This window comes from Streptomyces sp. YIM 130001, from assembly GCF_003574445.1.
In the GTDB taxonomy this organism is placed as follows: Bacteria; Actinomycetota; Actinomycetes; order Streptomycetales; family Streptomycetaceae; genus Streptomyces.
In genome coordinates, this window is the sequence record NZ_KZ984561.1 from 176,419 (window position 1) to 203,217 (window position 26,799).

The window sequence follows — 26,799 nt, forward strand, 5'->3', positions numbered from 1 at the left end:
GCGGTCAGGCCAGAACGGAACGGACGGCCGCGATCACGTCGCCCACGGCGGGCAGCACGGCCCGCTCCAGGTCGGGGTGGAACGGGACGTGTACGTCCTCGCGGCTCACCAGGCGCGGCGGGGCGAGCAGCGAGTAGAACTCCTCGTCCGCCGACAGGAGTTCGGTGATGAGGCCGGCGCCGAAGCTGCTCGTGCGGTTGTCCTCCTGCACCACGACCAGACGTCCGGTGCGGCGTACGGAGGCGGCGACGGTCTCGCGGTCGAGCGGAACCAGCCAGCGCAGGTCGATGACGTCGGCCGCGACCCCCTCGTCGGCGAGCGTGTCGGCGGCCTCGGCGGCGAGTTCGGTCCCGTTGCCCCAGCTGACGAGGGTGACATCGGTGCCGGAGCGCAGTGTGTGGGCACCTAGCGCCGGTGCCGGCCGCGCGGCGGGCTCCCGGCGCTGCCGCATCAGATGCTTGGGCAGCAGGATGAGGGTCGGGTCGGGCGCGGTGAACGAATCCAGGAAGGCGGCGTGGGTGTCCTCGGGCGTCGACGGGACGACGACCCGCAGACCGGGCAGATGAGTGAACAGGCTCTCGTTGCTCTGGCTGTGCCAGATTCCGCCGCCGGGCAGATAGCCGCCCCAGGGCGCGTAGATGACGACCGGGCACTGCCACGTGGAGACCGTGCGCCAGCGCAACGTGGTGAGCTGAGAGGCGAGTTGGTTCCAGGCAGGGCCGGCGAAGTCGATGAACTGGAGCTCCACGACGGGCCGCATGCCGGCTGCGGCGAGCCCCACGGCAGCACCGACGATGGTGGCCTCGGCCAGCGGCGCGTTGGTCATGCGCTCGCCCGCGGCCTTCCCGAGTCCCTTGGTGAAGCCGAAGACGCCGCCCTTGGGGTCGTCGATGTCCTCGCCGAACAGGACGAGTTCACGGTGGCGGTCGAGGCCGGTCGCCAGTGCACGGTTGACTGCGGAGACGATCGTCCCGCCGCACGGTTCGGTGAGCGGCTCCGGGGCCGGCTCCGGCGCGGTGAGCTGCGCCGGCGCGTAGAGGTGCTCCATGATCAGCTTCGGATCGGCGGCCGGCTCGGCCGCGACCTGCCCGAAGACCGCTTCGGCCTGTTCGGCCTGGCGCGCGCGGGTGCGCTCCAGCCACGCCTGGTCGACGGTGCCCTCCGACAGGAGCCGCGCGGTGAACGTCTCCACCGGGTCGCGCAGGGCGGCCAGATCCTCGCTGCTGCGGTAGACGCGATGGTCGTCCGACGAGGTGTGCGGGTCGAGCCGGTCGAGATTGCACCACAGGATTACGGGGCCTTTGCCTCCTCGCACCGTTTTGAGTGCCTTGCGGGAGGCGGCGTACAGCGCGTCGGGGTCGGCTCCGTCGACGACGGTCGTGCGTGCCTGGGGAAGCAGGCCGAGGGCGTGCGGCGACATGTGCTCGGTCGGCGTGGAGATGCCGTAGCCGTTGTCGGAGACGAGGAAGAGGACGGGCAGTCGGCGCTCCACCGCGAAGGCGACCGCCTCGAAGAACTCGCCCTGCCGGGTGGAGGCGTCGCCGATGGAACAGACGACGGCCTGTTCCCTGCCCCTCAATCGCGAGGCCCAGGCGGCACCCACGGCGGGGAGGCACTGGCTGCCGGTGGGGCTCGCGATCGAGAAGACGTTTCCGGCGCGGTGGCCGAAGTGGGCACTCATATTGCGTCCGGCGGAATGGGATTCGGCCTTGGCCATCAGATCCCTGGCCTGGTCCTCAAGTCCCATTCCCCGGGCCATGAGGAGCGTGCGGTCGCGATAGTGGGGGAATATCAGGTCCTCGGGATCCAGCAGCTCGCAGAGTGCCGCCAGTCCCTCGTGACCGGAGGAGGAAATATGGAACCAGGCCTCGCCCTGGCGCAGCACGATGCCCGATCTGCGGTCGCATTCCCTGGACAGCAGCATCAGTTCGAGGAAGTCCGCCCGGCGTTCGGCGGGTATCCCCGAAGGCCGGGATTCCTTCGTCCGATTCTTCACAGATAAATAGTGCCGTGCTCCCCACTCTTCGAGTATCGCCCTCGATAACCAATTCACGGAGCGGTGGTACTGGCTCACGGGAGTGAGTTCCGGTGAATCGGATACAGAGAAATAGTGACTCCTCCCTCCTGAGAGGGAGGCGCGGAAGCCGGGGAAGGGAGCGACTCGCCCCCACGGCCCCACGACAGCACGGCAGCACCGCGCCACCTCGGCCGCACGACGGCACCGCAGCCCTGCGCCAGCCCTACGCCGGCACCGCCGCACCACGACCGAACCGCGAAACCATACCGTGTAGCCTGTTTTTCATGAGTCGCCGGCCACGCGGGCAACGCCCGTCACGGAGTGCGGCCGGCCGTCTCGCCCCGGACGGCGGTCAGGCACCCGTCGTTGCACGTGGCGCGCGAGACAGCGGTGACCCAGCGGCCGGTCCCTGCGAACAGCCGGGGCACGGACTCCAGTTGATAGCCGCCGTGCTCGAGGAGCAGCACCCCTCGGGGCCGGAGCAGCCGACCGGCCGTCAGTTCCATCGCACGGATCATCCCGAGTCCCCCCTCGTCGGCCCACAGAGCCATCGGGGGGTCGTAGTCGAGCACTTCCGGGGAGCTGGTGCGCAGGCCGACGGGGATGTAGGGCGGGTTGGTGACGACCAGATCGACGGTGCCGTCGAGTTCGGGGAAGGCGTCGCGCGCGTCACCCTGCACGATCGTCGCGCCCGTACCACGGGCGTTGTGCACGGCGACCTGTGCCGCGTCCTCGGCGAGTTCGATCCCGTACACCCTGGCCTGCGGCACCCGATGTGCGAGGGTGACCGCCATGGTGCCGGGACCGGCACACAGATCGACCACCACAGGCGAGCGCACCCCGGTCTCAAGCAGGCCGTGAAGTCTGCCGAGTGCGTCGTCGACGATCTCCGCGGTCTCCGGCTTCGGTACGAAGACACCCGAAGCCAGGTCGAAGCGGTGCCCCATGAACCAGGCGTGGCCCACGATGCGTTCAGCGGGCTCCCGGGCGCAGCGCCGCTCCACGTACGCCCAGAAGTCTGCGGGGACCTGCTCTTGCAGCTGTCCGTCGAGGTCGCCGGGGTCGACCCGGGCCGCATGTGCGGCCAGGAGCCGGGCGTCGTCGTGCGCCGCCGCCTGCTCGATGCCCGCGTCGACGAGACGTGCGACGGCGGTGTCCACAGCGGCGGCGAGGGTGTCCCGGGCCGGTACGGCGGTCGTCACGAGGCCCGCCGTTCCACCGCGCCGGCGGCTCCGCCCGCCGCGATCCACTCGTCCTCCAGGCGGCACGTCTCGGCGATGATCGTGTCGTACAGGCTGCGCAGGAACGCGGGGTCGATGCCGTGCTCCTGCGCGTACCGTGCAGCACGTCCCTGCACCGTGGCGATGCGGTGCGGCTGCATCATCGCCACCTCGTGCACGCGCTTGTACTCACCGATGCGCAGGCAGATCTCCAGGCGCTCACGCACCGTGTCGAGCAGGGCGGCGTCGACGGCGTCGAGCCGTGCGCGCAGTGACTCCAGGTCCTCGGACACGTCCGCGGGTCCGGCAGGTAGTGACATGACGATTCCTCTCCTGATCAATTCGGCTCGACTAGGCCTTCGGCGTGCGGCCCTGGGCCAGGGGGTGACAGATGTTCAAGCACTGTGTGGTGGCGGGCGGTACCGGTGAGGTGGGTCGGATGTTCGCCGCGCACCTCGCCGCGTCGGGGGCGACGGTCCGCTGCGTGGATCCGGCCGCATCGGGCCCCGGCGCCCTTGCCGACGACATCCGCGCTCCGGGTCCGGCTGCCGCCGGCGAGCTGTCGGCGGCCGACCTGGTGCTGCTCGCCGTACCGGAGCCGGTGGCGCTGGAGGCGATCGGCCCGGTGACCCGACTGATGCGTGCCGACGCGCTGTTCGCGGACACGCTGTCGGTGAAGGCCGGTGTCGCGGAGCGACTGCGCGCGCTGGCACCCGGGATCCAGGCCGTGGGGCTCAACCCGATGTTCGCACCGTCGCTGCCCCTGCCCGGCCGCCCGGTGGCCGCGGCGACCGTGACCGACGGGCCCGCCGTACGGGCGTTCCTGGCCTTGGTCGCCCAGTGGGGCGCCCGGGTGGTCGAGGTGTCGGCGCGGGAGCACGACACACTGACGGCCACGCAGCAGGCGGCCACGCACGCGGCCGTGCTCGCCTTCGGCCTGGCTCTCAAGGAGCTCGGTGCGGACGTCGGGGCGCTGCGCGCCACCGCGCCTCCGCCGCACCGCACACTGCTCGAGCTTCTCGCCCGCATCACCTCCGGCGCCCCGGAGGTGTACTGGGACGTCCAGGCGGGCAACCCGCATGCGCAGGACGCCCGGCGCGCCGTGGGCCACGGCCTTCAGCGACTCGGTCGGGCGGTGGCGAGCGGCGACGAGTCGCAGTTCGAGGCGCTCTTCGAAGAGCTGCGCGCCACCCTCGGTGAGCACCACCGCGGCGAACTGGCCGCTGCCTGTGCCGAGTCGTTCGCCCGGCTGCGGTGAGAGCCGGGCCGGACCGGACCGGACCCCGGCGGTGGTCATCGCACGCTGCCGGCCAGCAGTTCGCGCTTCCCGGCGGGGACGGCGGACTGCGCCTGCCGCAGCGCACGCAGAGTGGTGCGGGCCTTGAGCAGCATCTCCTGCACTTCGTCATCAGGGTCGGACAGGGCGATGACCGCCCCGCCCACGCCGATGGTGGCGGCGTCCTCGGTGGCGACGATCGTGCGGATGACGATGCTGAGGTCGACGGCGCCGCTCAGGGCGAAGTAGCCGAGCGCTCCGGAGTAGACGCCGCGCGGCCCGCCCTCGAGCCGGTCGATGAACTGCATGGTGCGCACCTTCGGCGCCCCTGTCATCGACCCGCCGGGGAATGCGGCCCGCACCGCCTCGGGACGCGAGACGTCCGGGCAGACGCGTCCGCGTACGGTACTCACCAGCTGGTGCACGGCGGCGTACGACTCGACGTCGAACAGCTTCGGTACATGGACGCTGCCGATCTCGCAGACCTGTCCGAGATCGTTGCGGACCAGGTCCACGATCATCAGGTTCTCCGAGCGGTCCTTCTCGGCCGCGGCCAGCCCACGCGCCAGGGCCTCGTCCTCGGACGGGGTGGCGCCACGCGGCCGAGTGCCCTTGATCGGCTTGGACTCGGCGGTGCCCGCGGCGTCGATGCGCAGATACCGCTCGGGTGAGGACGAGAGCACGGCGCCGTCGGGGAACTGCAGATAGGCGGCGTACGGCGCGGGACTGATGGCCCGCAGCGCCCGGTAGGCGGTGAGCGGGTCGACCCGGCCGGGCACCCGCAGCAGATTGGTCAGGCACACCTCGTAGGTCTCACCGTCACGGATCAGGCGCCTGCACTCCTCCACCAGCTTCCGGTACGCGGCGGCGTCGTGCCGGAACTCCACGTCGAGCGGCAGGAGTTCCTCGTCGGGCAGCAGTCTGAACGGCGGGCCCGGCACGGTGCCGGCCAGCGACCGGGCCGCGTCGGCGAGCCAGCGCTCGGCCGTGCGGGCGCTCCCCGGGTGCCCGTCGCCGCTCAGGGCGAGCAGCCAGGCGCGGTGGCCGGTGTGATCGATGGCGACCATCCGGTCCGCGAACATGAATGCCCCGTCGGGCAGTTCGGCGGTGTGGGCACGCTCGCCGCCGCTGTCGGCCTTGGTCTCGTACCCGAGGTAGCCGACGTAGCCGAGGTTGAACTCGAAGGGCAGGTTCGGCACCGGCAGTCGGCGCTCGGCCAGCTCCCGCTCCAGGTGCGCGAAGAGCGTGCCGGGCTGCTGCCGCACCTTGTCACCACGGGGGTCGCTCACCCGCACGAGGTGTTCGGCGACGTCGTAGGTGAGGGTCTCGCCGAGCGGCCCCCGGGGGGCGCCGAGAAAGCTGAAGCGGGACAGGCCCGCGTCGACGCGGCTGCTGTCCAGCCAGAAGCGGACGGGGGCGTCCCCGAAGAGCTCTTCGAACGCGGCGTCCGCATCGGGTACCTCCGCCAGTTCCCGTACATGCAGCCGCAGTTCGCCGGACGGCTCGGGCCCGTCCTGGTCGAGGTGCTCGCGGGCGCCGGGCACCTCGATGCCCAGCGGCGGGCTCCCCTGGGCATCGAGGCTCAGGTCGCGGAAGTTGGCGAGCAGGCGGTGACCGTACTCGGTGCTGATGGACTCCGGATGGAACTGCACGCCCCAGCGCGGTGCGTCGCGATGGCGTACGGCCATCCGCAGTCCGTCCAGGGTCCAGGCGGTGGCCTCGAGGTCGGCGGGGAGGCTGTGGACGGTGAGCGAGTGGTAGCGCACCACACGCAGGGGCGAGGGGATCGACGCGAACAGGTCGCGTCCGTCGTGCTCGATCCGGCTGGTGCGGCCGTGCACGGGCTCGGGCGCGTGGCCCACCTCGCCGCCGCCCAGCAGGCACAGTGCCTGGTGGCCCAGGCACACGCCGAGGAGCGGCAGGTCCCATTCCTCGATGACCCGCCTGCTGAGTCCGAGATCGGCGTCGGTGCCGGGGTGGCCGGGGCCGGGCGAGATGACCACGTTGTCGAAGTCCCGCGGGTCCAGGGCCTCCCAGGCGGCGTAGTCGTCGTTCTTGATGACGACGGGTGGGCCGGCGTTCACCTCGGCCAGCATCTGGAAGAGGTTGTAGGTGAACGAGTCGTAGTTGTCGATCAGCAGAGTTCGCACGGTACGCAACGGTGTCTCCTCGTCTCAGGCTCGCCGCACGGTCAACGGGAGGTTCCGGGCACCGCGCGGCCCGTCGCGGTGGCAGCGCGGTTCCGCGCCGGGCGCGAGGGACACGTCGGCGTACCGGTGGACGGCGCGGACACCGTGTTCGTCCTCGTCCACTGTGTGTGCGTCGCGCGTGCTGCGCGGTCGGCCGAAGCGACGGCGTCCGCCGTCCTCGACGGCCGGCCGGGGGCGGGCAGGGTCGTGTGGGCCATCGAGGCGTCTCCTTCGCGGGTACGGGCCGGGGTGGTGGACGCGCCTGGTTCAGCGCGGGGCCGGGGCGGCGACGGGCAGCGGCTGCAGCGCGTACGGGTCGACGGTGTCGACCGGGTGGTGCTCGATCTGCAGCCGGCTGCCGAACCCGTGCTCGGCCGCCGCTTCCAGGAAGACCTCCATGGCCAGGGCGTCCTCGAAGGCGAATCCTGTGGAGTCGAACACGCTCAGTCCGCCGCGTCGCTCGTCGGCGAGGGCGGGTTCGGCGGTCAGCCTGGCCAGGCCCGGTCCGCTCTCGTGCGGTGCGAGCTGCTGGGACTCGCCTTCGCGGTGGGCCTGCTCGGGGTGGTCCGCGGTGACGAACGCGCGGCGCAGCAGCGAGAGCGGCAGTTCGGTCTTGCCGACGAGGTCGGCGCCGACGGCGTTGATGTGCAGGTGCTCGCGGTGCGGGCCGTCGGGCAGCACGGGACCGGCGCCCACGGGCACCGAGGTGGCGGTCGTGATGATGTCGGCCTCGGCGGCGATCCGGGCCGGGTCGGCGATCTCTACGGGGATCCCGGTGAACGCGGCGCGGCGCGCGAAGCTGTCGCGGTGCGCGGGGTCGGTGTCCCACACCAGGACCCGCTCCAGCGGGAACACCAGGGACTGGGCGTGGAGTTGGGTGACGGCCTGGGCGCCGGCACCGATCAGTCCGAGTGTGCGGCTGTCGGGGCGGGCAAGGAGTTTGGCGGCGACCGCCGATGCGGCGCCGGTACGCATGGCCGTCAGCAGCACGCCGTCCATCAGGGCGGTGAGAGCGCCGGTGGTGTCGTCGTAGCGCGCGACCGTTCCGATGATGGTGGGCAGCCCGAAGTGGCCGGGGTTTCCCGGGCTGTAGCCGACGGTCTTGATGGTGATGCTGTCGCCCGGGTCGCGGTGCGGCATCCACTCGAAGATGCCGTGCACCGGTTCCGGGCGCACGAACCCGTCGCGCAGGGGCGAGAGTTCGCGTCCGCCGTGACCGATCTCCGCGAATCCCTCGGTGAGCCGGTCGATGACCCGGCCCATCAGGGCGTCACGACCGACCGCGGACACGATGTCCGCGATGTCATGCCTGCTCAGGACCCAGGTCTCCATCGGGTGCGCTCCCATTTCGTCAGCCGCTCACGGCATTGCTTCCATCAGCTCGTACGCCGTCATGGTGAGGTCCGGTGCTGACGCAGAGCTGACGCCACCTGACGCGCCGGACGGCCGCGGCACCCGCGCATCAGCGCCGCGTCAACACAGCTGCGGAGACTGGGGCGGACGAGAACGACGGAAGGACGAGCGATGCTGGACGGATGCGTCCCCTGGCCCGAGGAGCTGGCTTCGCGCTATCGCGAGGCCGGGTACTGGAAGGGCGAGACGCTGGGTTCGCTGCTGCGGCAGTGGGCGGACGAGTACCGCGACCGGGAGGCCCTGGTCAGCGCGGACGGCGGGCGCCGCATCACCTACCGCGCCCTGGACGAGTGGTGCGACCGGCTCGCGGCCGGTTTCGCGGCCCACGGTGTCGCCCCCGGCGACCGGGTGCTGGTGCAGTTGCCGAACACCCCCGATTTCGTGGCGGTGTGTTTCGCGCTCTTCCGTCTCGGGGCGCTTCCGGTGTTCGTGCTGCCGGTCTACCGCGACAACGAGATCGAGCATCTGGCCGAGTTGTCGGGCGCGAGCGCGTACATCGTGCCCGACACCTTCAACGGCTTCGACCACCGCACGCTCGCGCGGTCGGTCCAGGGCCGGCTCCCGCAGATCTCGCGGGTGTTCGTCGCCGGTGAGGTGGACGAGCCGGGCGAGGGCTGGACGGCGCTCGCGGACGTGGACGCCGAACCGGTGAGCCTCGCCGAACCGGACGCGTCGGACGTGGCGTTCTTCCTGCTCTCCGGGGGGACGACGGCGCTGCCGAAGCTGATCCCCCGTACCCACGAGAGCTACGCGTACCAGACACGGCGCACCGGCGAGATCTGCGGTGCGGACGCCTCCACCGTCTATCTGGCGGCCCTGCCTGTCGAGTTCAACTTCCCGTGGGGCTGTCCCGGTGTCATCGGCACGATGCAGGTCGGGGGCCGGGTCGTCCTCGCCGATTCGCCGCAGCCGCTCGCCTGTTTCCCGCTGATCGAGCGGGAGGGCGTCACGCTCACCTCGCTCAATCCGACGATCATCCACCTGTGGCTGGCGGCCGCCGAGGAGGGCGGGGCCTTCGACCTGGGCAGTCTCGAGGTCGTCCAGGTGGCGAGCGCCAAACTGCACACCGAGGTGGCGGAGCGCATCGAACCGCTCCTGGGCGTACGGCTCCAGCAGGTCTTCGGCATGTCGGAAGGGCTGCTGACCTTCACCCGGTACGACGATCCGCACGAGACGGTCATGACGACGCAGGGCCGTCCGGTCTCTGCGGCCGACGAGATCCGCATCGTGGACTCGAGCGGCGCCGAAGTGGCTCCCGGCGAGGTCGGCGAACTGCTCACCCGGGGCCCGTACACACTGCAGGGCTACTACCGTTCGCCCGAGCACAATGCCCGGGCGTTCACCGAGGACGGTTTCTACCGCAGCGGCGATCTGGTGCGCCGCACCTCAGGCGGGAACATCGTGATCGAGGGCCGGATCAAGGACGTCGTCAACCGCGGTGGCAACAAGGTCTCGGCGACCGAGATCGAGGGCCATCTGGCGAGGCACCCCGACGTCCAGCAGGCGGCGGTCGTGGCCATGCCCGATCCGGTTCTCGGCGAGAAGGTCTGCGCGTACGTCATCGCGGCGCCCGGCCGCTCGGCGCCGAAGCTGCCGGTCCTGCGCGAACTGCTGCGCTCCCGCGGCCTCGCGTCCTTCAAGCTGCCGGACCGTGTGGAGGCCGTCGACTCCTTCCCGCTGACCGGCCTGAACAAGATCGACAAGAAGGTCCTGCGGGCCCGGATCGCCGACAAGTTGGAGCGGCTCGCCAGGCAGGCGGCATGAGCGATCCCGTCCTCGGCGGCGGCACGTGCCCCGTGCCGCGGGCGGGACGGGTGCTGCCTCGGCGGACCGGGGCCGCCTGCCGCCCGGTCGCGGACACGGCGGGCCCCCAGGAGCACCGTGGTGTCCTGGGGGCCCGCTCGTTGCGGTGGAGCGCGCGGCTATCCGTTGGTCGGGGCCTCGGCCGGGTCGGCGGCCTTCTCCTCGGCCGCGGCGGCCCGGTCGGCCAGGTGCAGCAGGCATCCGGCCAGCAGTCCGCCGGCGAACACAGCGGCCGCGCCGATCAGTTGACTGGTGCTCACCGCGTCACCGAAGGCGTCGTGCACTTGCTCAAGCAACTGCGGGTCGTCCCCGGCATCCGCCTGCGCGGCGGCCAGCGACCCCGAGGCTCCGATGCCCGCCGGAAGCAGTGCCGCGAACCGCGATCCGAGGATCGCGCCGAGCACCGCCACGCCGAGCCCGCCACCGAACTCGGTCAGCGTTCCCTGCACGCCGGCCCCGACGCCCGCCTTGGCGGGCGGGATCGACGACATGATCGATACGGCCATCGCGGGCATGGCGACCGCGATGCCGGATCCCATCACGATCAGGCCGACGAGCATCCCGCCGTAGCCCGCGTCGTCGCCGGAGCCGAGTACGGCCACCGTGGCCAGACCTACCGCGAGCAGGGTCATCCCGAGCGCGATCGCCCGCGCCGCACCCAGCTTGGTGAGCAGCTTGGCACCGATCCCCGCGAGGTTGAGACCGACGATCATCAAGGCGAGCGGCGCGGTCCGCAGACCGGCCTGGAGCGCGTCGTAGCCGAGCACCAGCTGGAGATGCTGGGTCAGCAGGAACAGCGACCCGGCCATCCCGAGCGCCACGAGGAGTCCGCCCGCGATCGCTCCGTTGAAGCGGCGGCTGCGGAAGAAGCTCATGTCGAGCATCGGGTAGGGGACGTGCAACTCCCAGCGCGCGAAGGCGAACAGGGCGATGACGCCCACCACCACCGGCACCAGTACCCGGGCCGACGACCAGCCGTGCTCGGGTCCCGAGATGATCGCGTAGACCACGGCCACCATGCCGAGCGTGGACAGCACGGCACCGAGGATGTCGGGCCGGTCGCCCTGCGGGTTCTTGGTCTCCGGTACGAGCCGGGAGACGGCCGCCAGGCCGATCAACGCGACGGGGATGTTGATCAGGAAGATGGAGCCCCACCAGAAGTGCTCGAGCAGGACCCCGCCGATCAGCGGCCCGCCCGCGAAGCCCAGCGAACTCACGGCGCCCCACAGGGCGATGGCGCGTGCCCGCTCGTCCTCGTCGAAGACCTGCATGATCACGGCGAGGGTGGTGGTGGCGAGCAGTGCGCCGCCGATGCCCATTCCGGCCCGGGCCGCGATGAGTTGCCCGGAGCTCTGGGCGAGGGCCGCCGACGTGGAGCCGATGCCGAACAGGACGAGTCCGGTCATGAGCATCAGCTTGCGGCCGTACCGGTCGGCCACGCTGCCCGCGGTGAGCAGCAGCCCGGACTGCACCAGGGCGTAGGCGTTGACCATCCACTGGATGTCGGCCGTGGTCGCGCTCAAGTCCTTGGTGAGGACGGGGATCGCCACGTTGAGCACGGTGTTGTCGAGCAGGACGACAAGCTGGGCCAGGCAGATCACCCCCAGGATGACCCAGCGCCTCGGATCGCGCTCCACCGAAACTCCTGGATCGGTACTGTTCAAGGAAATTCCTCCTGGGGGTGGGGGCCAACGGTCGGCGTAGGCCCGGAGTACTCAAGAACCGGGGGCCGTCGACCCGGTGCGTCCTGGCCGACCGGACGCCGGCCGGTGTCTGCAGAAGGGGGAGCACAGCGACGCGCCCCTCCCCCGGCCCGGCTGCCGGCCCCGCCGGCGGGGAGTATCCCGCTGCGGCGATGGCCCGCCAGCGGGCCCGCGTGTTCCTCGCGGTCCCGGTGGCGGACCCCCGGCCATTCCCTCCCCGGCCTGCGCGGGCACAGTCGTTGTCACCATCCCAAGTCCCCTCCTGGGACAAGACCGTGAGATCCCGCTCGGCCCGCCCACACGTTAACAAACCGCTCGGGCGGTTTACAGGTAATCCCTCAAGGACGGCTAGAGACCGCGCCCCGACCACCGGTGCCGGCACCGGACGGCGCGAGACCCCGTCGAGCACCTGGTCCCGGTTCCCAACAGGCCTGAACGGTCGGCAGCTTGAGGGGGTTGCGTGGTCCCGGCGGCCCGGTCACGGCAGGTCGCGCGGTTCGGACGTGTCCTGGTTGAAGACTCCGGCGGATGCGGCGAGCGCGGCGCTGCGGGCGGCCCGGGCGGGCAGGGCCGGGCCGGGCGCGGTTCGCAGCAGGACCACCTGGTGATAGAGCGGCGCCGTAGCGACGACGAGTACCGCGCGGGCCGCCGTGTCCGGCGGAACCTCTCCGCGCTCGACGGCCCGCTCGACGGTGATCTCGCAGCGTGCGTAGCGGGCCTCCCAGAAGTCCCTGAGGGCACCGGCGGCTTCCTCGGAGCGGAAGGAGGCGGCGATCAGAGCCGCGGTGATGGAGGGCTGCTCGGACAGGGCCGCGTGGATCTCGCCGTTCATCGCCGCCAGGTCGCCCTCGAGCGTGCCGGTGTCCGGCGGCTGCCAGCCGTCGCCCGTGTCGGCGTCCAGCGCGTCGGCGAGCAGCCCGCCGACGTCGCGCCAGCGCCGGTAGACAGTGGTGCGGTGGACGCCCGCGCGGTCCGCGACGCTGTCCACGGTGAGTGCGTCGAAGCCGTGCTCGACGAGTTCACTGCGGACCGCGTCGAGTACCTGGGTGCGGATGCGCGCGGTGCGGCCGCCCGGCCGGCGGGCCGGAGCAGGCGGGGTCGCGGAGTGGGGTCCACTGTCGCGCGAGGCGGTATCCGGCGTTCCGGTTGCTTGCGGAGGTTGCGGCATGACAGCATCTTAATGCAACTGTTGTCGGACTAGTGGAGTGGTCGATGCTCTTCCGAAGTATTCACCCGACCCTGCGGCCCCTGCCGGCCGCCCCGTCCTCGAATACTCCGGAGACTTCGCATGCCCACACAGATCACCGTCCGTTCGGTCACCAAGTCCTTCGACGACCGTCTCGTCCTCGACGCGGTGTCGTGCTCGCTCCCCTCTGACGAGCGGGCCGGGATCATCGGTGAGAACGGTTCCGGGAAGAGCACCCTGCTGCGCCTGCTCGCCGGCTGCGAGCAGCCGGATCAGGGCACGGTCGTCGTCCAGGCCGACGGCGGCGTCGGCTACCTCGCCCAGGACGAACAACTCCCGCCACACTCCACCGTCCAGGACGTGATCGACCGCGCCCTGGGCGACCTGCGCGCCGTCGAGGCGCGTATGCACCACCTGGAGGCCGCGATGGCCGACGGGGACGAGAGCGGCGTGGCCGAGTACGGAGACCTGATGACGGTCTTCGAACTGCGCGGCGGATACGAAGCGGACGCCCGCGTCGAGCGCGCCCTGTACGGCCTCGGTCTCGGGATGCTGGAGCGGAGCCGCACCGTGGGCGGACTCTCGGGCGGGGAGCAGGTGCGGCTGCGGCTTGCGGCCGTCCTCGCGGCCGGTCCCGAGGTACTGCTCCTCGACGAGCCGACCAACCATCTCGACGAGGACGCCCTGAACTGGCTCGAGGACCACCTGCGCACCCGGCGCGGCACCACCGTGGCGGTCTCCCACGACCGCATGTTCCTCGAGCGCGTGGCGACGACCCTGCTGGAGGTGGACGCCGACACCCACGGTGTCCTGCGGTACGGCAACGGCTACGCGGGCTACCTCGCCGAGAAGGCGGCGGCCCGTGAGCGCGGCGTCCAGGCGTACGCGCAGTGGCAGACCGACGTGGCCGGGCTCCGTGAGGCGGCGGCGACCACCGCCCGGCGGGTGGCGCCGGGGCGGGCGATGAAGGACGGCAACAAGATGGCCTACGACCGGGCGGCCGGCCGCGTGCAGCAGTCCCTGGCCAGCCGGGTGCGCCAGGCCGAGGAGCGGCTGCGGCGCCTGTTGGCGGAGCCAGTACCCCCGCCCCCTGAGCCCTTGCGGTTCACCCCCGTGCTGCGGGCGGCGCGCGTACAGGGCAGTGCTCTGGACGCGTCCGGTATCGGTGTCACCGGCCGGCTCGGCCGCACGGATCTGCGGATCGCGGCGGGCGAACGGCTGTTGGTCACCGGCCCGAACGGTGCGGGCAAGACCAGCCTGCTGCGTGTCCTGGCCGGGGAACTGGAGCCGGACACCGGGTCGCTCACCCGCCGGGGCCGTGTCGGCTATCTCCCGCAGGAGCCGCCGCCGGGACGGCCGGGCGAGACGCTGCTCGGCGCGTTCGCACGGGGGCGATCGGGACCGGCGGCCGAGCATCGCGAACACCTGCTCCGCCTCGGCCTGTTCACGGCGGAGCAGCTCACGGTGCCGGTGCGGGGTCTGTCCAGCGGGCAGCGGCAGCGGCTCGCCCTGGCGCGGCTCGTCACCCAGCCCTCGGACGTACTGCTCCTGGACGAGCCCACCAACCATCTGTCGCCCGCACTCGTCGAGGAGCTCGAAACGGCCCTGGCGGGATATGACGGCGCACTGGTGATCGTCAGCCACGACCGGCGGCTCCGGCAGCGCTGGCAGGGCGCGCAACTCGCCCTGTCGGCGGCCGCACCGCAGGCCGTCGGAGCCTGAGAAAAGGGCTGTCCCGACGTAGTGGGGGCAGCCCGCCCGGGCACCCGCGCCGCCGCCGAAGTCGCCCGGCCGCACCGTGGCTCGGCACACGGCCTGCCCCATACCGCCCCGAAAACAGGGTTGTTGATGTGGCGTCAGCTACGTGTGCCCGGATCCCCACTCCGCGAGGGGTTCACCGTTCGCCGCCCACGGATGTGTGCTGCCGTTCGTTCACCCAACGGACCGTCTGTATGCGTCCGTCGAGGATGTCGAGGGCCAGCGCGCTGAGGGTCCGGTGGTTGCGGTCCTTGAACACCGCTCCAGGGCTTCCGAGCACATGATCGTGCTCCATGGTGACGCCGACGCCCACCAGTGCCGGGACGACGGTGGCCAGCATCCGGGACACCTGCTCCGCGCCGACCACACGGTCGGGCCAGGTCGGGGCCGTGCCGTCGATGCGGGTGGCCGCAGCGGCGGAGGCGAGCCGTCGGCAGGCCGCTTCGGACAACCCTACGGCGGCGGCTATGTCCGCGTAGTCGCACCCGAATGCTTCCCGCAGGACGAAGACGGCCCGCTCGAGCGGGGGCATCTGCTCCAGCAGTTGGGGGGCCGTGGGCGGTTGCGGCTCCGGTGGTGTCCACCGGACCGTGTCCGGGCGCGGCACGCTCGGCAGCGGCTCCTCGGGGCGGGGCCCGCGTTCTTCGATCCGGCTCACGGAGACTCCTTCATTGGTCCCACGGCAGCGCACGGGTCGGCAGGGGCGTCTGACCGGACGTGCTCCTCAGCCGTCGCCGACTCGCCCGGTGCGGGTTCGTCGCCTGCCACCGGGCGGGAACGCCCCGATGGGTTCGGCAGTGAGGAGGTCCGGTGCGCCGTCCGCCGCAGAAGCCGACGTGCCCGTCGGCCTCCCGGGGGAGGAGAGGCCGGCGGGCACGGGGGCTTACGAGTCCCTACGGTAAGGGCATTCTCGGCTCAAGTCCCGTACCCATGAGGCACATTCGACTGATTCTGGAGCGTAATTCGAGAGAGCGTACGCGAGCGCTCCCTGACATGGTTCTACGTCGCCTCGCATTCCCTTCCCCGCGCCGGGGAAATTTCGCGCTGAGCAATATAGGCGATGACTCAGTTCGATTACTCCCGGCACACTCACTTCCATGAACGCGCTCCGCCGACAAATCAATCAGCTGTCGGCGGACGCGGCCGGATCGAATGGGGAAGGTCTCGCATGTCGTCCACTCTGAACGGGTTTCCTGACGATTTCGACGTCATCGTGATCGGCGGCGGACCCGCCGGTGCGACTACGGGCGCGCTGCTCGCCCGGGAAGGGCACCGAGTCCTGGTGCTCGACCGGGAGCGCTTCCCGCGTTACCACATCGGCGAGTCCCTCATCCCCGGCGTGATGGTGCCGTTCGAGGAGCTCGGCCTCGTCGAGCGCATGGAGGCCAAGGGCTTCGAGCGCAAGTACGGGGGCACCCTGATCTGGGGCAACAACGAGGTTCCGTGGAACTTCTCGTTCACCACGGGCGGCCGGATCCCCTACGCCTTCCACACGCGTCGCGCCGACCTGGACACCATGATCCTCGACCGGGCGCGCGAGCTGGGCGCCTTCGTCCAGGAGGAAGCCACCGTCAAGTCCCCCATCGAGGAGGACGGTCGTGTCGTCGGCGTCGAGTACGCCGTGCGCGGTCTGACCGGCACCCGGCAGGCGCGGTCCAAGCTGGTCATCGACGCATCGGGCCAGGCCCGTGTGCTGGGCCGCAAGTTCTCCGAGGTCCAGTGGAACGAACAGCTGCGCAACGTCGCGGTGTGGACGTACTTCGACAACTGCCACCGGCTGCCCGGCGACGAGTGGAGCAACATCCTCATCGAGGGCACCAGCGAGGGTTGGTTCTGGGGCATCCCGATCGACAAGGGCGTCTTCAGCGTCGGCTATGTGACGCGCTCGGACGTGGCGGGCGAGAGCGACAAGTCGCTGGAGGACCTGTTCACCTCGGAGATAGCGAACACCACCAAGCTGAAGGACATCCTCAAGGACGCCACTCCGGCGGCCGGTTACCGCTCCGCGCGTGACTGGTCCTACACCAACGAGCGGTTCCACGGCGACGGCTGGGTGCTCGTCGGTGACGCGGCGGCATTCGTCGACCCGCTCTTCTCGACCGGTGTGGCGCTCGCGACCCTGGCCGGCAGCACCCTGTCGAAGATCGTCAGCGAGATCCTCAAGCACCCGGAGATCGAGGAGAAGGCGCTCGACCGGTATTCGGCCGCCTATCAGAGCTTCTTCGACGACATTCGCAAGTTCGTCGAGGGTTTCTACGACCGTTCGAAGACCAAGGGTTTCTACTTCGACCTGGCGCAGGAGATCAACGACCCGGAGAAGAAGAACGACGCGCAGGTGGACTTCGTTCAGCTGGTCTCCGGCCTCAGCGGAAGCGAGGGCGGGCTCTTCGCGGTCGAACTCGACGACCTGATCGCTGACAGTTCCACCGAACCGGCTGCGGTCCGCAGCTGACGTTCGGCAGGACATGAACGGGCGTGGCGGCCGGTATCCGTTGACGGACCGGCCGTCGCGCTCCCTTTTGTGCTGCCGCTCCGCGCGCTTCGCCGGCCGCCCCGCGGCGATCCGATTCCTCCCCGCCCCGCAGGGCGGGTCTCCTCGGAGGTACCCGTGAACCTGACGCTGTGGATCGGCACCGGCGTACTCGCCTTCATCGCCCTGGCCGGAGGCGTCTCCAAGGCCTTCCTGCCGAAGGAGAAACTCTCCGCCCACGAGGGCGGCCGCTGGACTCGGGAGACCAGTCCGCTGTTCATCCGGGTGCTCGGCGTCCTGGAGATCCTGGCCGCCGTGGGGCTCGTGCTGCCGGCGGTGCTCGACGTCGCACCGGTCATGGTTCCGGTGACGGCCGTGTGCTGGGTGTTGCTGATGCTCGGCGCCATCGTCACGCACGGCAAGTTGGGGCAGTCCAAGCTCGTGGCGCTGACGTCGGTCTATCTCCTGATCGCGGTCTTCGTGGCGTGGGGGCGGTTCGGTCCTGAGGCGTTCCCGGCCTGACAGGGCGGTGGGCGCAGCCACGGAAAGCGCGGCACGGCGGTGGGCACCTCCTTCGGGGGAGGTGCCCACCGCCGTGCCGTCGTGCCGCCGTCCGACGGCCCGGCCGGAGCGGCCCGCGGTGTGCCGGCCGCGTGGCGTGTCAGGCCGCGGAGCCCAGCAGCCCCTTCGCTTCGACCGTGCCAGGGGCGAGTTGGTAGTAGGTCTGCAGCTTGAAGTACTCGCCGCCGGAGTAACCGGCGGCGTTGTAGAGGCCCTTGCCGGTGGCGTCGTAGGTGTAGCCGACGTTGCGGGCGAACTTCTCGATCTCGGGGGCGACATCGAGTTCGTCGGGCAGCTGCCGGAAGTCCGGCACCATCGTGGCGAAGGTGATCCGGTGGATGTTCGGGGAGTCCCAGCTGAGCGTGGTGTAGATACCGGCGGCCCGCTGTGCCATCTCCAGCATGCGCTCGCTGGGCTCGGGGAGTCCGAGGTCCTTGAGCATCGCCCGGACCGTCTCCGGCTCGCGGCACTCGGCGGGTGCGCCGAGGAAGTAGATGTTGACGGTACGGCTCGGGTAGTCGACGCCGATCATGCTGAGCTTGTCGTCGAGGCCGTAGCGCTTGTAGAAGTCGATGTTCTCGGCGAGGCTCTTCGGCATCGACGGGGTGTCGATGAGCGTCGCGAGATTCTGCAGATCGGTCATCGGCAGGAACGTCCACGTCTTCTTGAACCCGCCGACGACCCCGAAGTCGATCCCGTGGGCCAGGAAGGGCATCTTGTCCTCGAGGTCCGCCAACAGGGATCCGACCGGGTGGTCCGTCGCCGGCGTGATCCCCTTGTGCACGGCGTCGAGATACGGATTCACGTCTCCCGGAAGTGCGGTGAACCGGCAGTCGAGGTCCTCCGCGCCGCGGGTGGTCACCCGGAAGGCCACGACGAGCTTCGCCAAGTCGTCCTGGTACGCCTCGAGGATGGGGAGGACCTTCTCGCGGGAGGGGGCTATGCCCAGCAGTTCAGCTGATTCCTCCATGGCGGCGTAGAGGGCTTCCAACTCGCCTGTCCTGGCCATGCTTCCTCCAGTGTGGATCGACACGTCTCGATGGGTCGGGGCAGTTGTCAAAGGCAGCGCGTCGTGCGGATGCCGCGTCGAAGACGTGACCGGGCTCTGGCGCACAACGTGTCCGACCAGCCGGCCCGGCAGGTGAGCCTGCGGAGGCGTCGCATCGCGTGCCCCCGCAGGGGCGCACCGCCGCAGGGGGCGGCCGAACCGTCATCGGACATGGCACTTTCCCATTCTCGCTGCTCGGGAAATTGTCTTCTTCAAGAAGTGCCTGCGTCAAGGAATTCTATAAGCTTAGTGAATTTCCACCGGGACTCTAGCAATCCGTAGATATCATCACGAGAAGCTCGCTCGCGGAATTCTGCGCGGCGTCAGGCCGGCGCGGACCGACGGAACGTACCGAAGCCTGATCTAAGGAAATCACCCATGACATCATCCGGACCGAAGCTTGCATTCGACTTCGACAACGGAAATTTCATCCGCGATCTGGTCACCACGAATGGTGGCGGAGGGTTCCCTCCGGCGGATGCCATGGCTCCGGGTGACGTGTCCACGTACACCTGGATCACTCACCTGTTCCAGACCTCGTGGTTCGACGCGGTGGCCCCGTACCACCCGACGGCGGTCGGCGTGTACTCGCGCATCCCGCGGCGGCCCGCCGAGGAGGCGGCGACCAACCGGAACAAGAACATCGCCGCGCTGTACGCCTCGTACCAGGTGGTGAAGGTGGTCTTCGAGGAGCGCGCGGCCGTGATGCGGCAGGCGCTGACCGCCCTCGGACTCGACCCCGACGACGATTCGCAGGACCCGGCCACCGCCGTCGGTATCGGCAACATCGCCGGCCAGGCCATCGTCCGTGCACGCGCGAACGACGCGATGAACCACAGCGGCGCCAAGGCTCGCACCTACAACGGCCACGCCTTCGCGGACTACACCGGCTACCGCCCCGTGAACTCGGCGTTCGAGCTGAGCGACCCGGCGCGCTGGCAGCCGGCCGCCGGCCCCCACCAGCGCCGGGTCGACGGTGGCCCGGGCGACCACGGCGTGTTCACCGTCCAGCAGTTCGCCACGCCCCAGCTCGGTCTGGTCGAGGCGGAGTCCTTCAAGGACCCGGCGCAGTTCGCACCGGCCCGGCCCGCCCACCTGGACCCGTCCGACGAGGCCGCGTACCGCAAGGCGGTCGACGAGGTGCTGGCGGCGTCGGCCGGACTGACCGATGCGCAGAAGGTGAAGGCCGAGTTCTTCGAGCACACCCCGCTGTCGGTGACGCTGTCGCCGCGCGCGGCCGCCGAGGCGCACGACCTGGATCTGGACGGCTGGGTCCACCTGTTCATGGCCACGTCGGTGGCGCGGTTCGACAGCCTGATCGCCGCGTGGCACCACAAGCGGGACGTCGACGCGGTGCGCCCGTTCAGCGCGATACGCCACGTCTACGGCAGCGACCCGGTCACCGCCTGGGGCGGTCCGGGCAAGGGGACGGTCGACGACATCCCGGCCGACGAGTGGACGGGCTACCTGCCGGTGGTCAACCATCCCGAGTACCCGTCCGGCTTCACCTCGCTCACCTCGGCTCAAGCACAGGCGGCGCGGCGGCAGCTCGGCGACGATGCTCTCGGGTGGAGCCACGCCTTCGCGGCCGGCTCGACCCAGCGCGAGCCCGGGATCGTGCCGGCGCAGGACCTGGAGCTGACCTGGCGGACGTGGACCGAGTTCGAGGAGGACTGCGCCGCGAGCCGGGTGTGGGCCGGTGCGCACTTCCCGGAGACCGTGGAGACGTCGCGGGCCTGGGGCTCACAGTTCGGCGACCTGGCGCACGAGTTCGTACAGCGGCACGTGGCCGGTGACGTGCAGGACTGACGGGCGGCCGGGAACGGCCCGAGTAACCCGCCGGCGGGGATGGTGTGACGGCATCTCCGCCGGCGTTCTTGTGTGTTCTCCGCGGACCGCGTGCGGCGCCGCCGGCGGTGCGCTGCCCGGCTTTTCGTCATCCCGTACCTCCGGTGTCACGTCGATCCGGTCATGGGCGAAAAGCGGAATAAATTCCCCCTCTTTCTGCGCCAGGTACCGCCTCCGGCACGCTCGGTAATTTTGTTCTCCTTTTCCTCGATCTCTGCTCGAGCTCTGGATGAGACCTCCTGGAGGTGCCCCTTATTTCCCCAATTCTCTGTAAAGCTGCGCGCAGTTGATACACATCGCAGCGTTGACACTGAGAAGTGAGGAATCAGAAATGACGAGCTCAGGAGCGACACGGCGCAGATTCATGGCGGGGTCGGCGGCAGCCGCGGCGGGACTGGCGCTCACCGGCGCCGCGAACGCGACCGTCGGGCAGGGCGAGAAGGGCCGCCGCGGAAACGGACGTGACGTCGCGGTGCTCGGCGGCGGCATCGCCGGTCTGACGGCGGCGCACGAGCTGGCCGAGCGCGGCTTCGACGTGACGGTCTACGAGCGGCGGGCCCTCGGGGGCAAGGCACGCAGCATCGACGTGCAGGGGAGCGCGGCCGGCAACCGCAAACCGCTGCCCGGCGAGCACGGGTTCCGCCTGGTGCCCGGCTTTTACCACAACTTCCCCGACACACTGCGCCGCATCCCGTTCGGCGACAACGCAGGCGGCGTCTGGGACAACCTGGTCATGCCGACCGAGACGATGATGGCGCTCACCGGTCAGGTGGACGTCGCCCAGCCGGTGTCGTGGAAGGCCAACCCGGACGCACTGACGCTCGAGCAGCTCCGGGCCGCGCTGACGGCGAGCAACAGCGCGATGGGGAACGTCCCCGAGGACGAAGTCGCGTTCTACGTGAACCGCCTCCTCACCTTCATGACGAGCTGCGACGAACGGCGCGAGGACACCTGGGAGTCGACGCCGTGGTGGGACTTCACGCGAGCGGAGGAGATGTCCGAGGACTACAAGTTCTTCCTCGCGGTCGGCATCACCCGCAGCATCGTGGTCGCCAAGGCCGAGGTCGCCAGCACGCGCACGATCGGCACGATGATCGAGGCGTCCGTCTTCAACGCGCTCGGCCGCGGCGCCGACGGCCCCAACCAGCGCTTCCTCACACTGCCCACCAACGAGGCGCTGTTCGACCCCTGGGTGGCACTTCTGCGCAAGCTGGGCGTGCAGTTCAAGATGGGCTGGGACGTGCAGAAGCTGGCCTACGACGGGGAGCGGATCTCCAAGGCCGTCGTCCGCGACGACCAGGGCGTCAGCCGTGACGTGCAGGCCGACCACTATGTGCAGGCGATGCCGGTGCAGCACGCACGCCGGACCTGGGGCCGTGAACTGCGGGCCGCTGACCCGCAGTTGGGGCGTTGCGACGATCTCGTCACGGACTGGATGACCGGCATCCAGTACTACCTGACGGAGCGGCCCGGCCTGCCGCACGGACTCGTCAACTGCCTCGACTCCCCCTGGTCGCTGACGGCGATCACGCAGGCGGAGTTGTGGCCCACCCGGGACTTCCCCGCGGACTACGGCGACGGGGTCGCGGTCGACTGTCTGTCGGTGGACATCTCCGACTGGCACACGCCCGGCATCCTGTACAACAAGCCGGCCAAGCAGTGCACGCGCGAGGAGGTCGCCAAGGAGGTGTGGGCGCAGCTGAAGGCCGCGCTCAACGACTCCGGCAAGGACGTGCTCAAGGACAGCACGCTGCACACCTGGCAACTCGACCCGGGCGTACAGGACATCGGCACCCCGCATCCGACCAACGAGGACGAGCTGCTGTTCCACCCGGTGGGCACGCTGCACAACCGGCCGACGGCGAAGACGGCGGTGCCCAACTTCTTCCTCGCCGGCGACTACATCCGGGTGCCCATCGAGCTGGCTTCGATGGAGGGCGCCAACTCCGCCGCCCGTATGGCCGTCAACGCCCTTCTCGACCAGACCGGTTCGGACGCCGAGCGGTGCAAGCTGACGCCGATGCACCGCGAGGCCGCGCTGGAGGCTCTCAAGGAGGAGGACCTGGTGCGCTTCCGCAAGGGGCTGCCGAACGCCATGGACGAGGCGTGATCCCTGAGCCGCCCTTTCGCTGTGGCGGGTGACACCGCCAAGCCCGGCGGCACCGGAGCACCCCGGACATACGTAAAGGGCCCCTCGGAATCCGGTCGGCGTGCGCGTCACCGGATGGCCGAGAGGCCCTTACGTCATGCGTCCTGCGGGGTCAGGCCGCGTTCCAGTACGGCCATGACCCGGTCGATCATCTCCGGCAGGTCGCCCTGCTGACCGTGGTCGCCCCAGTCGAGGACGACCTGGTGCAGGCCGCCGGTCATGGCGCCCACCAGGGCCCGCAGTTCGAGGTCGTTCGCCGGCCTGCCGGTCCGTTCGGCGAGAGCGCCGGTCAGGACGGTGATCGTCCGTTCCTGGCTCTCGTACATCTGCGCCCGCAGCGCAGGCACCGTGCGCACCAGCTCCATCCGCCACCGGTAGTCGGCGTTGAACTCCTGGTACGTGGTGCGTGCCATCGCCGTCAGCGCTTGGCGCAGCGCCACCAGCGGCGACTCGTGCAATGGGCGGGAGCGGAGGAAGTCGATGCCGGATTCGGCATAGTCCTCGTCCCGCAGGACGATCTGTTCCTTGTTCGGGAAGTAGCGGAAGACCGTGCTCGGCGAGACCTCGGCCGCCGCGGCGATCTGCTCGACCGTGGTGTGCTCGTAGCCCTGGGCGTCGATCAGTCCGCGCGCCGCTTCCCGGATCATCTGTCGAGTGCGCAGTTTCTTGCGCTCGCGCAGACCTAGGCGGGCTTCGGAACCCGCCTGGGTCTGCGCAACCGTGTCGCTGTGCATGACGGTCGGTGTCCGACTCAACTGCGGGCACCGTCGACTTGATCGAGCACCGGCTCGACCGGGGCGTGCGCGTCCGGACCGGGTTCGGGCGTCACCGCAGACTGCTCGCCGGCCTCCGACTCGGGAGAGACGGTGTCCGCCTCTTCCTTGTTCCTGCGGTCGTCCGGCAGGAAGAAGAAGCTCAGCGCTGCGGTGATCAGAGCGGCGCAGGCGCAGACGATGAGGACCACGCCCATGCCGTCGACGAACGCGGTCTCGGCCGACTTCGCCAGCTGCCCGATACCGAGCTTCTCCGCGACCGCCTGCGCGGCCACGATCGACTCCCCGGCGGCGTCGGCCGCCTTCGCGGGAAGGCCGCCGGTGTCGAGACGGTCGGTGAACGCCGCGTTGAGGATCGCGCCCAGTACGGCGATACCGACGGCGCCGCCGACCTGGCGCAGCGTGCTCATCAGACCGCTGCCGGTGCCTTCCTTGCCCCTGGGCAGCGCGGCGAGCGCACTGTCCAGTGCGGGCACCATGACGAAACCCGCACCGAGGCCGGTGAAGGTCATCCACAGAGCCGCGAAGCCGTAGCCGCTGTCGGCGTCGGTGGCCGTACCCAGGAGCATCGAGCCGCCCATGAGGAGCAGTCCGGCGATGACCAGCGGGCGGGTACCGAAGCGGGCCGTCAGCGGCGGCACCGCGCGGGCGACGACGATCAGGCCGGCCATGAGCGGCATCAGGCGCAGTCCGGTGCCGAAGGCGTCGTTGCCCTGCACCGCCTGCAGGTACTGCGGCAGGACGAACATCAGGCCGGTGAAGACGAACATGCCGAGCGTGCTGACGATCGTGTTCCAGCGCACGGCGGGGTTGCGCAGCAGCGGGACGTCCACCATCGGGCGGGACTGGCGGCGCTCGCGCCTGACGAGGCCCACGAGCATCGCGGCGCCTACGACGAGGCAACCGGCGATGACCGGGTCGGTGATGCCCTCGGTGGGCGCCTCGATCACGCCGTAGATGAAGACACCGAGGCCGAGGATGCCGAGCGCGGTGCTGATGGGGTCGATACGGGGCGAGGACGGGTCACGGGTCTCGGGGACCAGGGCGATACAGGCGATGATGCCCAGGATGATCAACGGGATGTTGACGACGAAGACCGAGCCCCACCAGAAGTGGTTGAGCAGCCAGCCGCCGACCAGCGGACCGAGCGGCAGCCCGACCGAGAGGCCCACGGTGATGATGGCGATGGCCTTCGTCTGCTCCTTGCCCTTGAACAGGGTCGGGATGACGGACAGCGTGAGCGGCATGATCAGCGCGGCACCGAAGCCCATGATCGTACGGGCGACGATGACGGGTTCCGGACTGGAGACCAGTGAGCCGAGGATCGAGCCGCCGAGGAAGATGACGAGTCCGGCGACCAGCAGCTTGCGCCGTCCGAACCGGTCGCCGAGGAGCCCTGCGGGGAGCATCGCAGCGGCGTAGACGACAGCGTAGGAGTCGACGATCCACTGCAACTGGCCCGTGTCGGCCCCGATGTCGGAGGCCATGGTGGGCAGAGCGACGTTGAGGATCGTCAGGTCGAAGCCGATGACGAGAACGCTGAGGGTGAGACCCACCAACGCGAACCAGCGGTTTTTGATAGCCATAATTAAATGGTGGCCGCTGTCACTAGAGAGCCACTCGAATGAACCTCGAACCGGATCAGTGCAGTTCGGGCCCCTGCTCGCGGGAAGGGGCCCGGTGGTCGTCCGGCGTCCGGCGCATGTGCCGGACGATCACCGGGCCCCTTCCCGCGGGTCTCAGACCTGCTCCGACACGAGCGCGGCCACCGGCCGGGCGTCCGCGTTCGTCTCCGGCTCGACGGCGGCCACGGTCGTGGGCCCGACGGCGGTCTCGGTGCGGTGTCCGCGGCTGCGGGCACGCAGCGCCACGGTCGTCAGCAGGCCCAAGCCCACGGGCACCAGGAGCGCGAGCAGCACCGTGCCGAGCGACCAGCCGGCGTTGACCATGGCGCCGCCGATCACACCGGTGACGACCGGGCCCACCTTGCCCATGCTGTTCGCCCAACTCATGCCGGTGGCCCGTGCGGACGACGGGTAGGCCACCGCCGCGACGGCCTGCAGCACGGCGGCCGCGGCGGGCAGGCACAGGCCGAGGACGAAGGCCGAGGCGAGCAGCGCGGCGAACTGGACGGCCCACAGGCCGGCCGCACCGAGCCCGACGGCGCTGAGCACCCACAGCAGGGCGAGCACCTGGAAGCGGTCGAACCGCTTCAGGGCGAAGGACACCGAGAGCTGACCGGTCAGGCCGCCCCAGCCGAACGCCGCTACGGCCACGGCGGCCTGACCGGACGTCATGCCCTCGCGCTCGACGAGCAGCGGCAGGTAGCTGAGGATGAGGAACACCACGCCCTGCACCAGGAAGAAGCCCAGCCACACCAGCAGGGTCGTCGGCAGGAACTCGCGGCCCAGGATGATCCGCGGCGCCGGCCGGCGGTGGCGCTTGACGGCGGTCTGCTCCCAGTCCACGACGGACAGGTTCTCCTGCGGCAGCACCGAGGTGACCGCGGCCCGCAGTTCCGATGTGGGGCGGCGCCGGGAGGCGAGCACGCCGAGTGACTCGGGGACGAAGCGGGCGACGGCCGGCACCAGCAGCAGCGGCGCCACTCCGGCCACCATCAGCAGGACGGGCCAGCCGAAGGCGGGCACGAGGGCGGAGGCGAGAATGCCGCCCGTCGTCGTGCCCGCGGTCACGCCGGCGAAAGCGAGGGCGACCATCTGGACCCGGCGCCGGACGGGTGTCCAGTCCGCGACGAGCGCCATCACCGTGGGCATCACGGCGCCGAGGCCGAGGCAGGCGACGATGCGCAGTCCGGTGAAGACGACGATTCCCTGTGAGAGCCCCATGCCGATCGTGCCGAGGCCGAAAGCGATCGTGCCCACGATGGTGACGTTCTTGCGGCCGTAGCGGTCGGCGAGCGGGCCGGCCACGACACCGCCGATGATCATCGCCAGGACTCCCATGGTCACCGTGGCGGTGACCGTGTCCATGTCCGTGCCCCAGTCCTTGACGATCCGGGGGTAGACGAAGGAGGCGACCGTGGTGTCGAGGCCCTCCGCCACCATCATGAGCAGCCCCAGAGCGACGATGAGCCGCTGTCGGCGGCTCATCGGCGCCCGGTCGATGAGCTCCTGAGGGCTCATCCGTGGCACATCATCCGTAGTCATGCTCGACCCCTTTCGTCCGAGGTGAATGCGGGAAACAGCTCCGCCGTCGGCTGCGGAGCACGCCGACGGCCCGCGTCGTCGGCCGGGACACGGGCGCACGGCTGTGTGCGCACGGCTTCGGGCACACGGGTGCACGCGCACGGCTGCGGGCGGGCGGAGAAGAGGGGGGCGGGAGCGAGGGGTGCGCGCGGAGATGGCGCGCGGAAGGCACCCCGCGC

General features: G+C 70.3%; 19 protein-coding genes. 7 read left to right on the forward strand and 12 right to left on the reverse strand.

Annotated elements, in window-relative coordinates:
* Window positions 1-4 precede the first annotated feature (4 nt).
* The 3 genes from DSC45_RS24260 to DSC45_RS24270 form a co-directional block, all read right to left on the reverse strand.
* Complete coding sequence (locus DSC45_RS24260; protein ID WP_119294055.1) at window positions 5-1,996, reverse strand: alpha-ketoacid dehydrogenase subunit alpha/beta; 1,992 nt, start codon at window positions 1,994-1,996, stop codon at window positions 5-7.
* A gap of 335 nt (window positions 1,997-2,331) precedes the next feature.
* On the reverse strand, window positions 2,332-3,219 hold the full coding sequence (locus DSC45_RS24265; RefSeq protein ID WP_162929335.1) for a N5-glutamine methyltransferase family protein: 888 nt from the start codon (window positions 3,217-3,219) through the stop codon (window positions 2,332-2,334).
* Entirely contained in the window at window positions 3,216-3,557 is a 342-nt protein-coding gene (locus tag DSC45_RS24270; protein WP_119294057.1) for a chorismate mutase family protein, read from the reverse strand. The genes DSC45_RS24265 and DSC45_RS24270 overlap by 4 nt, the downstream gene beginning before the upstream one ends.
* A 71-nt stretch (window positions 3,558-3,628) precedes the next feature.
* Here DSC45_RS24270 and DSC45_RS24275 point away from each other — a divergent pair, with 71 nt between their 5' ends.
* A complete protein-coding gene (locus DSC45_RS24275; protein WP_119294058.1) occupies window positions 3,629-4,495 on the forward strand; it encodes a prephenate dehydrogenase/arogenate dehydrogenase family protein in 867 nt (288 codons plus the stop codon).
* A 35-nt stretch (window positions 4,496-4,530) separates the two neighbouring features.
* Here DSC45_RS24275 and pabB read toward each other — a convergent pair whose 3' ends face one another.
* Entirely contained in the window at window positions 4,531-6,663 is a 2,133-nt protein-coding gene (gene pabB / locus DSC45_RS24280; RefSeq protein WP_205571416.1) for an aminodeoxychorismate synthase component I, read from the reverse strand.
* Between the two features lie 306 nt (window positions 6,664-6,969).
* Entirely contained in the window at window positions 6,970-8,034 is a 1,065-nt protein-coding gene (locus DSC45_RS24285) for an ornithine cyclodeaminase family protein (protein WP_162929336.1), read from the reverse strand.
* Between the two features lie 192 nt (window positions 8,035-8,226).
* Here DSC45_RS24285 and DSC45_RS24290 point away from each other — a divergent pair, with 192 nt between their 5' ends.
* Window positions 8,227-9,879: a (2,3-dihydroxybenzoyl)adenylate synthase gene (locus DSC45_RS24290; protein WP_119294060.1), complete on the forward strand. Its 1,653-nt coding sequence runs from the start codon at window positions 8,227-8,229 to the stop codon at window positions 9,877-9,879.
* Between the two features lie 158 nt (window positions 9,880-10,037).
* On the opposite strand, the gene DSC45_RS24295 is transcribed toward DSC45_RS24290, so the two are convergent.
* Complete coding sequence (locus DSC45_RS24295; RefSeq protein WP_119294061.1) at window positions 10,038-11,582, reverse strand: MFS transporter; 1,545 nt, start codon at window positions 11,580-11,582, stop codon at window positions 10,038-10,040.
* Between the two features lie 517 nt (window positions 11,583-12,099).
* Window positions 12,100-12,789, reverse strand: coding sequence for a TetR/AcrR family transcriptional regulator (locus DSC45_RS24300; RefSeq protein ID WP_119294062.1), 690 nt, complete (start codon window positions 12,787-12,789; stop codon window positions 12,100-12,102).
* A 120-nt stretch (window positions 12,790-12,909) separates the two neighbouring features.
* Here DSC45_RS24300 and abc-f point away from each other — a divergent pair, with 120 nt between their 5' ends.
* Window positions 12,910-14,529: a ribosomal protection-like ABC-F family protein gene (abc-f, locus tag DSC45_RS24305; RefSeq protein WP_205571412.1), complete on the forward strand. Its 1,620-nt coding sequence runs from the start codon at window positions 12,910-12,912 to the stop codon at window positions 14,527-14,529.
* 172 nt (window positions 14,530-14,701) lie between these two features.
* Here abc-f and DSC45_RS24310 read toward each other — a convergent pair whose 3' ends face one another.
* Window positions 14,702-15,223, reverse strand: coding sequence for a sigma factor-like helix-turn-helix DNA-binding protein (locus DSC45_RS24310; protein ID WP_119294064.1), 522 nt, complete (start codon window positions 15,221-15,223; stop codon window positions 14,702-14,704).
* A gap of 510 nt (window positions 15,224-15,733) precedes the next feature.
* On the opposite strand from DSC45_RS24310, the gene DSC45_RS24315 reads away from it, so the two are divergent.
* Together DSC45_RS24315 and DSC45_RS24320 are read left to right on the forward strand one after the other, a co-directional pair.
* Window positions 15,734-17,017, forward strand: coding sequence for an NAD(P)/FAD-dependent oxidoreductase (locus tag DSC45_RS24315; protein WP_119294065.1), 1,284 nt, complete (start codon window positions 15,734-15,736; stop codon window positions 17,015-17,017).
* Between the two features lie 156 nt (window positions 17,018-17,173).
* The gene (locus tag DSC45_RS24320) at window positions 17,174-17,557 is read left to right on the forward strand and encodes a DoxX family protein (RefSeq protein WP_119294066.1); all 384 of its coding nucleotides are present in this window, start codon (window positions 17,174-17,176) and stop codon (window positions 17,555-17,557) included.
* 139 nt (window positions 17,558-17,696) lie between these two features.
* On the opposite strand, the gene DSC45_RS24325 is transcribed toward DSC45_RS24320, so the two are convergent.
* Entirely contained in the window at window positions 17,697-18,605 is a 909-nt protein-coding gene (locus DSC45_RS24325) for an aromatic prenyltransferase (protein ID WP_119294067.1), read from the reverse strand.
* A 417-nt stretch (window positions 18,606-19,022) separates the two neighbouring features.
* On the opposite strand from DSC45_RS24325, the gene DSC45_RS24330 reads away from it, so the two are divergent.
* Complete coding sequence (locus tag DSC45_RS24330; RefSeq protein ID WP_119294068.1) at window positions 19,023-20,453, forward strand: vanadium-dependent haloperoxidase; 1,431 nt, start codon at window positions 19,023-19,025, stop codon at window positions 20,451-20,453.
* Window positions 20,454-20,823: 370 nt separating this feature from the next.
* Window positions 20,824-22,602 (forward strand): hydroxysqualene dehydroxylase, encoded by a 1,779-nt coding sequence (locus tag DSC45_RS24335; RefSeq protein WP_119294069.1) that lies wholly within the window; start codon window positions 20,824-20,826, stop codon window positions 22,600-22,602.
* 134 nt (window positions 22,603-22,736) lie between these two features.
* On the opposite strand, the gene DSC45_RS24340 is transcribed toward DSC45_RS24335, so the two are convergent.
* The 3 genes from DSC45_RS24340 to DSC45_RS24350 all read right to left on the reverse strand — a co-directional run bounded on the left by DSC45_RS24340 (window position 22,737) and on the right by DSC45_RS24350 (window position 26,581).
* Window positions 22,737-23,375 (reverse strand): TetR/AcrR family transcriptional regulator, encoded by a 639-nt coding sequence (locus DSC45_RS24340; RefSeq protein ID WP_119294070.1) that lies wholly within the window; start codon window positions 23,373-23,375, stop codon window positions 22,737-22,739.
* Window positions 23,376-23,392: 17 nt separating this feature from the next.
* Window positions 23,393-25,000 carry an MFS transporter gene (locus DSC45_RS24345; RefSeq protein ID WP_119294071.1) on the reverse strand — a complete coding sequence of 536 codons (1,608 nt, stop codon included), beginning with the start codon at window positions 24,998-25,000 and terminating at the stop codon, window positions 23,393-23,395.
* 153 nt (window positions 25,001-25,153) lie between these two features.
* Window positions 25,154-26,581 (reverse strand): MFS transporter, encoded by a 1,428-nt coding sequence (locus DSC45_RS24350; RefSeq protein ID WP_240434816.1) that lies wholly within the window; start codon window positions 26,579-26,581, stop codon window positions 25,154-25,156.
* Window positions 26,582-26,799: the final 218 nt, after the last annotated feature.

Excerpts from the sequence above, each read along its gene's own strand:
- DSC45_RS24270 (WP_119294057.1), bottom strand. The coding sequence starts at position 3,557 with ATGTCACTACCTGCCGGACCCGCGGACGTGTCCGAGGACCTGGAGTCA.
- DSC45_RS24275 (WP_119294058.1), top strand. The coding sequence starts at position 3,629 with ATGTTCAAGCACTGTGTGGTGGCGGGCGGTACCGGTGAGGTGGGTCGG.
- DSC45_RS24285 (WP_162929336.1), bottom strand. The coding sequence starts at position 8,034 with ATGGAGACCTGGGTCCTGAGCAGGCATGACATCGCGGACATCGTGTCC.
- DSC45_RS24290 (WP_119294060.1), top strand. The coding sequence starts at position 8,227 with ATGCTGGACGGATGCGTCCCCTGGCCCGAGGAGCTGGCTTCGCGCTAT.
- DSC45_RS24300 (WP_119294062.1), bottom strand. The coding sequence starts at position 12,789 with ATGCCGCAACCTCCGCAAGCAACCGGAACGCCGGATACCGCCTCGCGC.
- abc-f (WP_205571412.1), top strand. The coding sequence starts at position 12,910 with ATGCCCACACAGATCACCGTCCGTTCGGTCACCAAGTCCTTCGACGAC.
- DSC45_RS24315 (WP_119294065.1), top strand. The coding sequence starts at position 15,734 with ATGTCGTCCACTCTGAACGGGTTTCCTGACGATTTCGACGTCATCGTG.
- DSC45_RS24325 (WP_119294067.1), bottom strand. The coding sequence starts at position 18,605 with ATGGCCAGGACAGGCGAGTTGGAAGCCCTCTACGCCGCCATGGAGGAA.
- DSC45_RS24330 (WP_119294068.1), top strand. The coding sequence starts at position 19,023 with ATGACATCATCCGGACCGAAGCTTGCATTCGACTTCGACAACGGAAAT.
- DSC45_RS24335 (WP_119294069.1), top strand. The coding sequence starts at position 20,824 with ATGACGAGCTCAGGAGCGACACGGCGCAGATTCATGGCGGGGTCGGCG.
- DSC45_RS24340 (WP_119294070.1), bottom strand. The coding sequence starts at position 23,375 with ATGCACAGCGACACGGTTGCGCAGACCCAGGCGGGTTCCGAAGCCCGC.
- DSC45_RS24345 (WP_119294071.1), bottom strand. The coding sequence starts at position 25,000 with ATGGCTATCAAAAACCGCTGGTTCGCGTTGGTGGGTCTCACCCTCAGC.
- DSC45_RS24350 (WP_240434816.1), bottom strand. The coding sequence starts at position 26,581 with ATGACTACGGATGATGTGCCACGGATGAGCCCTCAGGAGCTCATCGAC.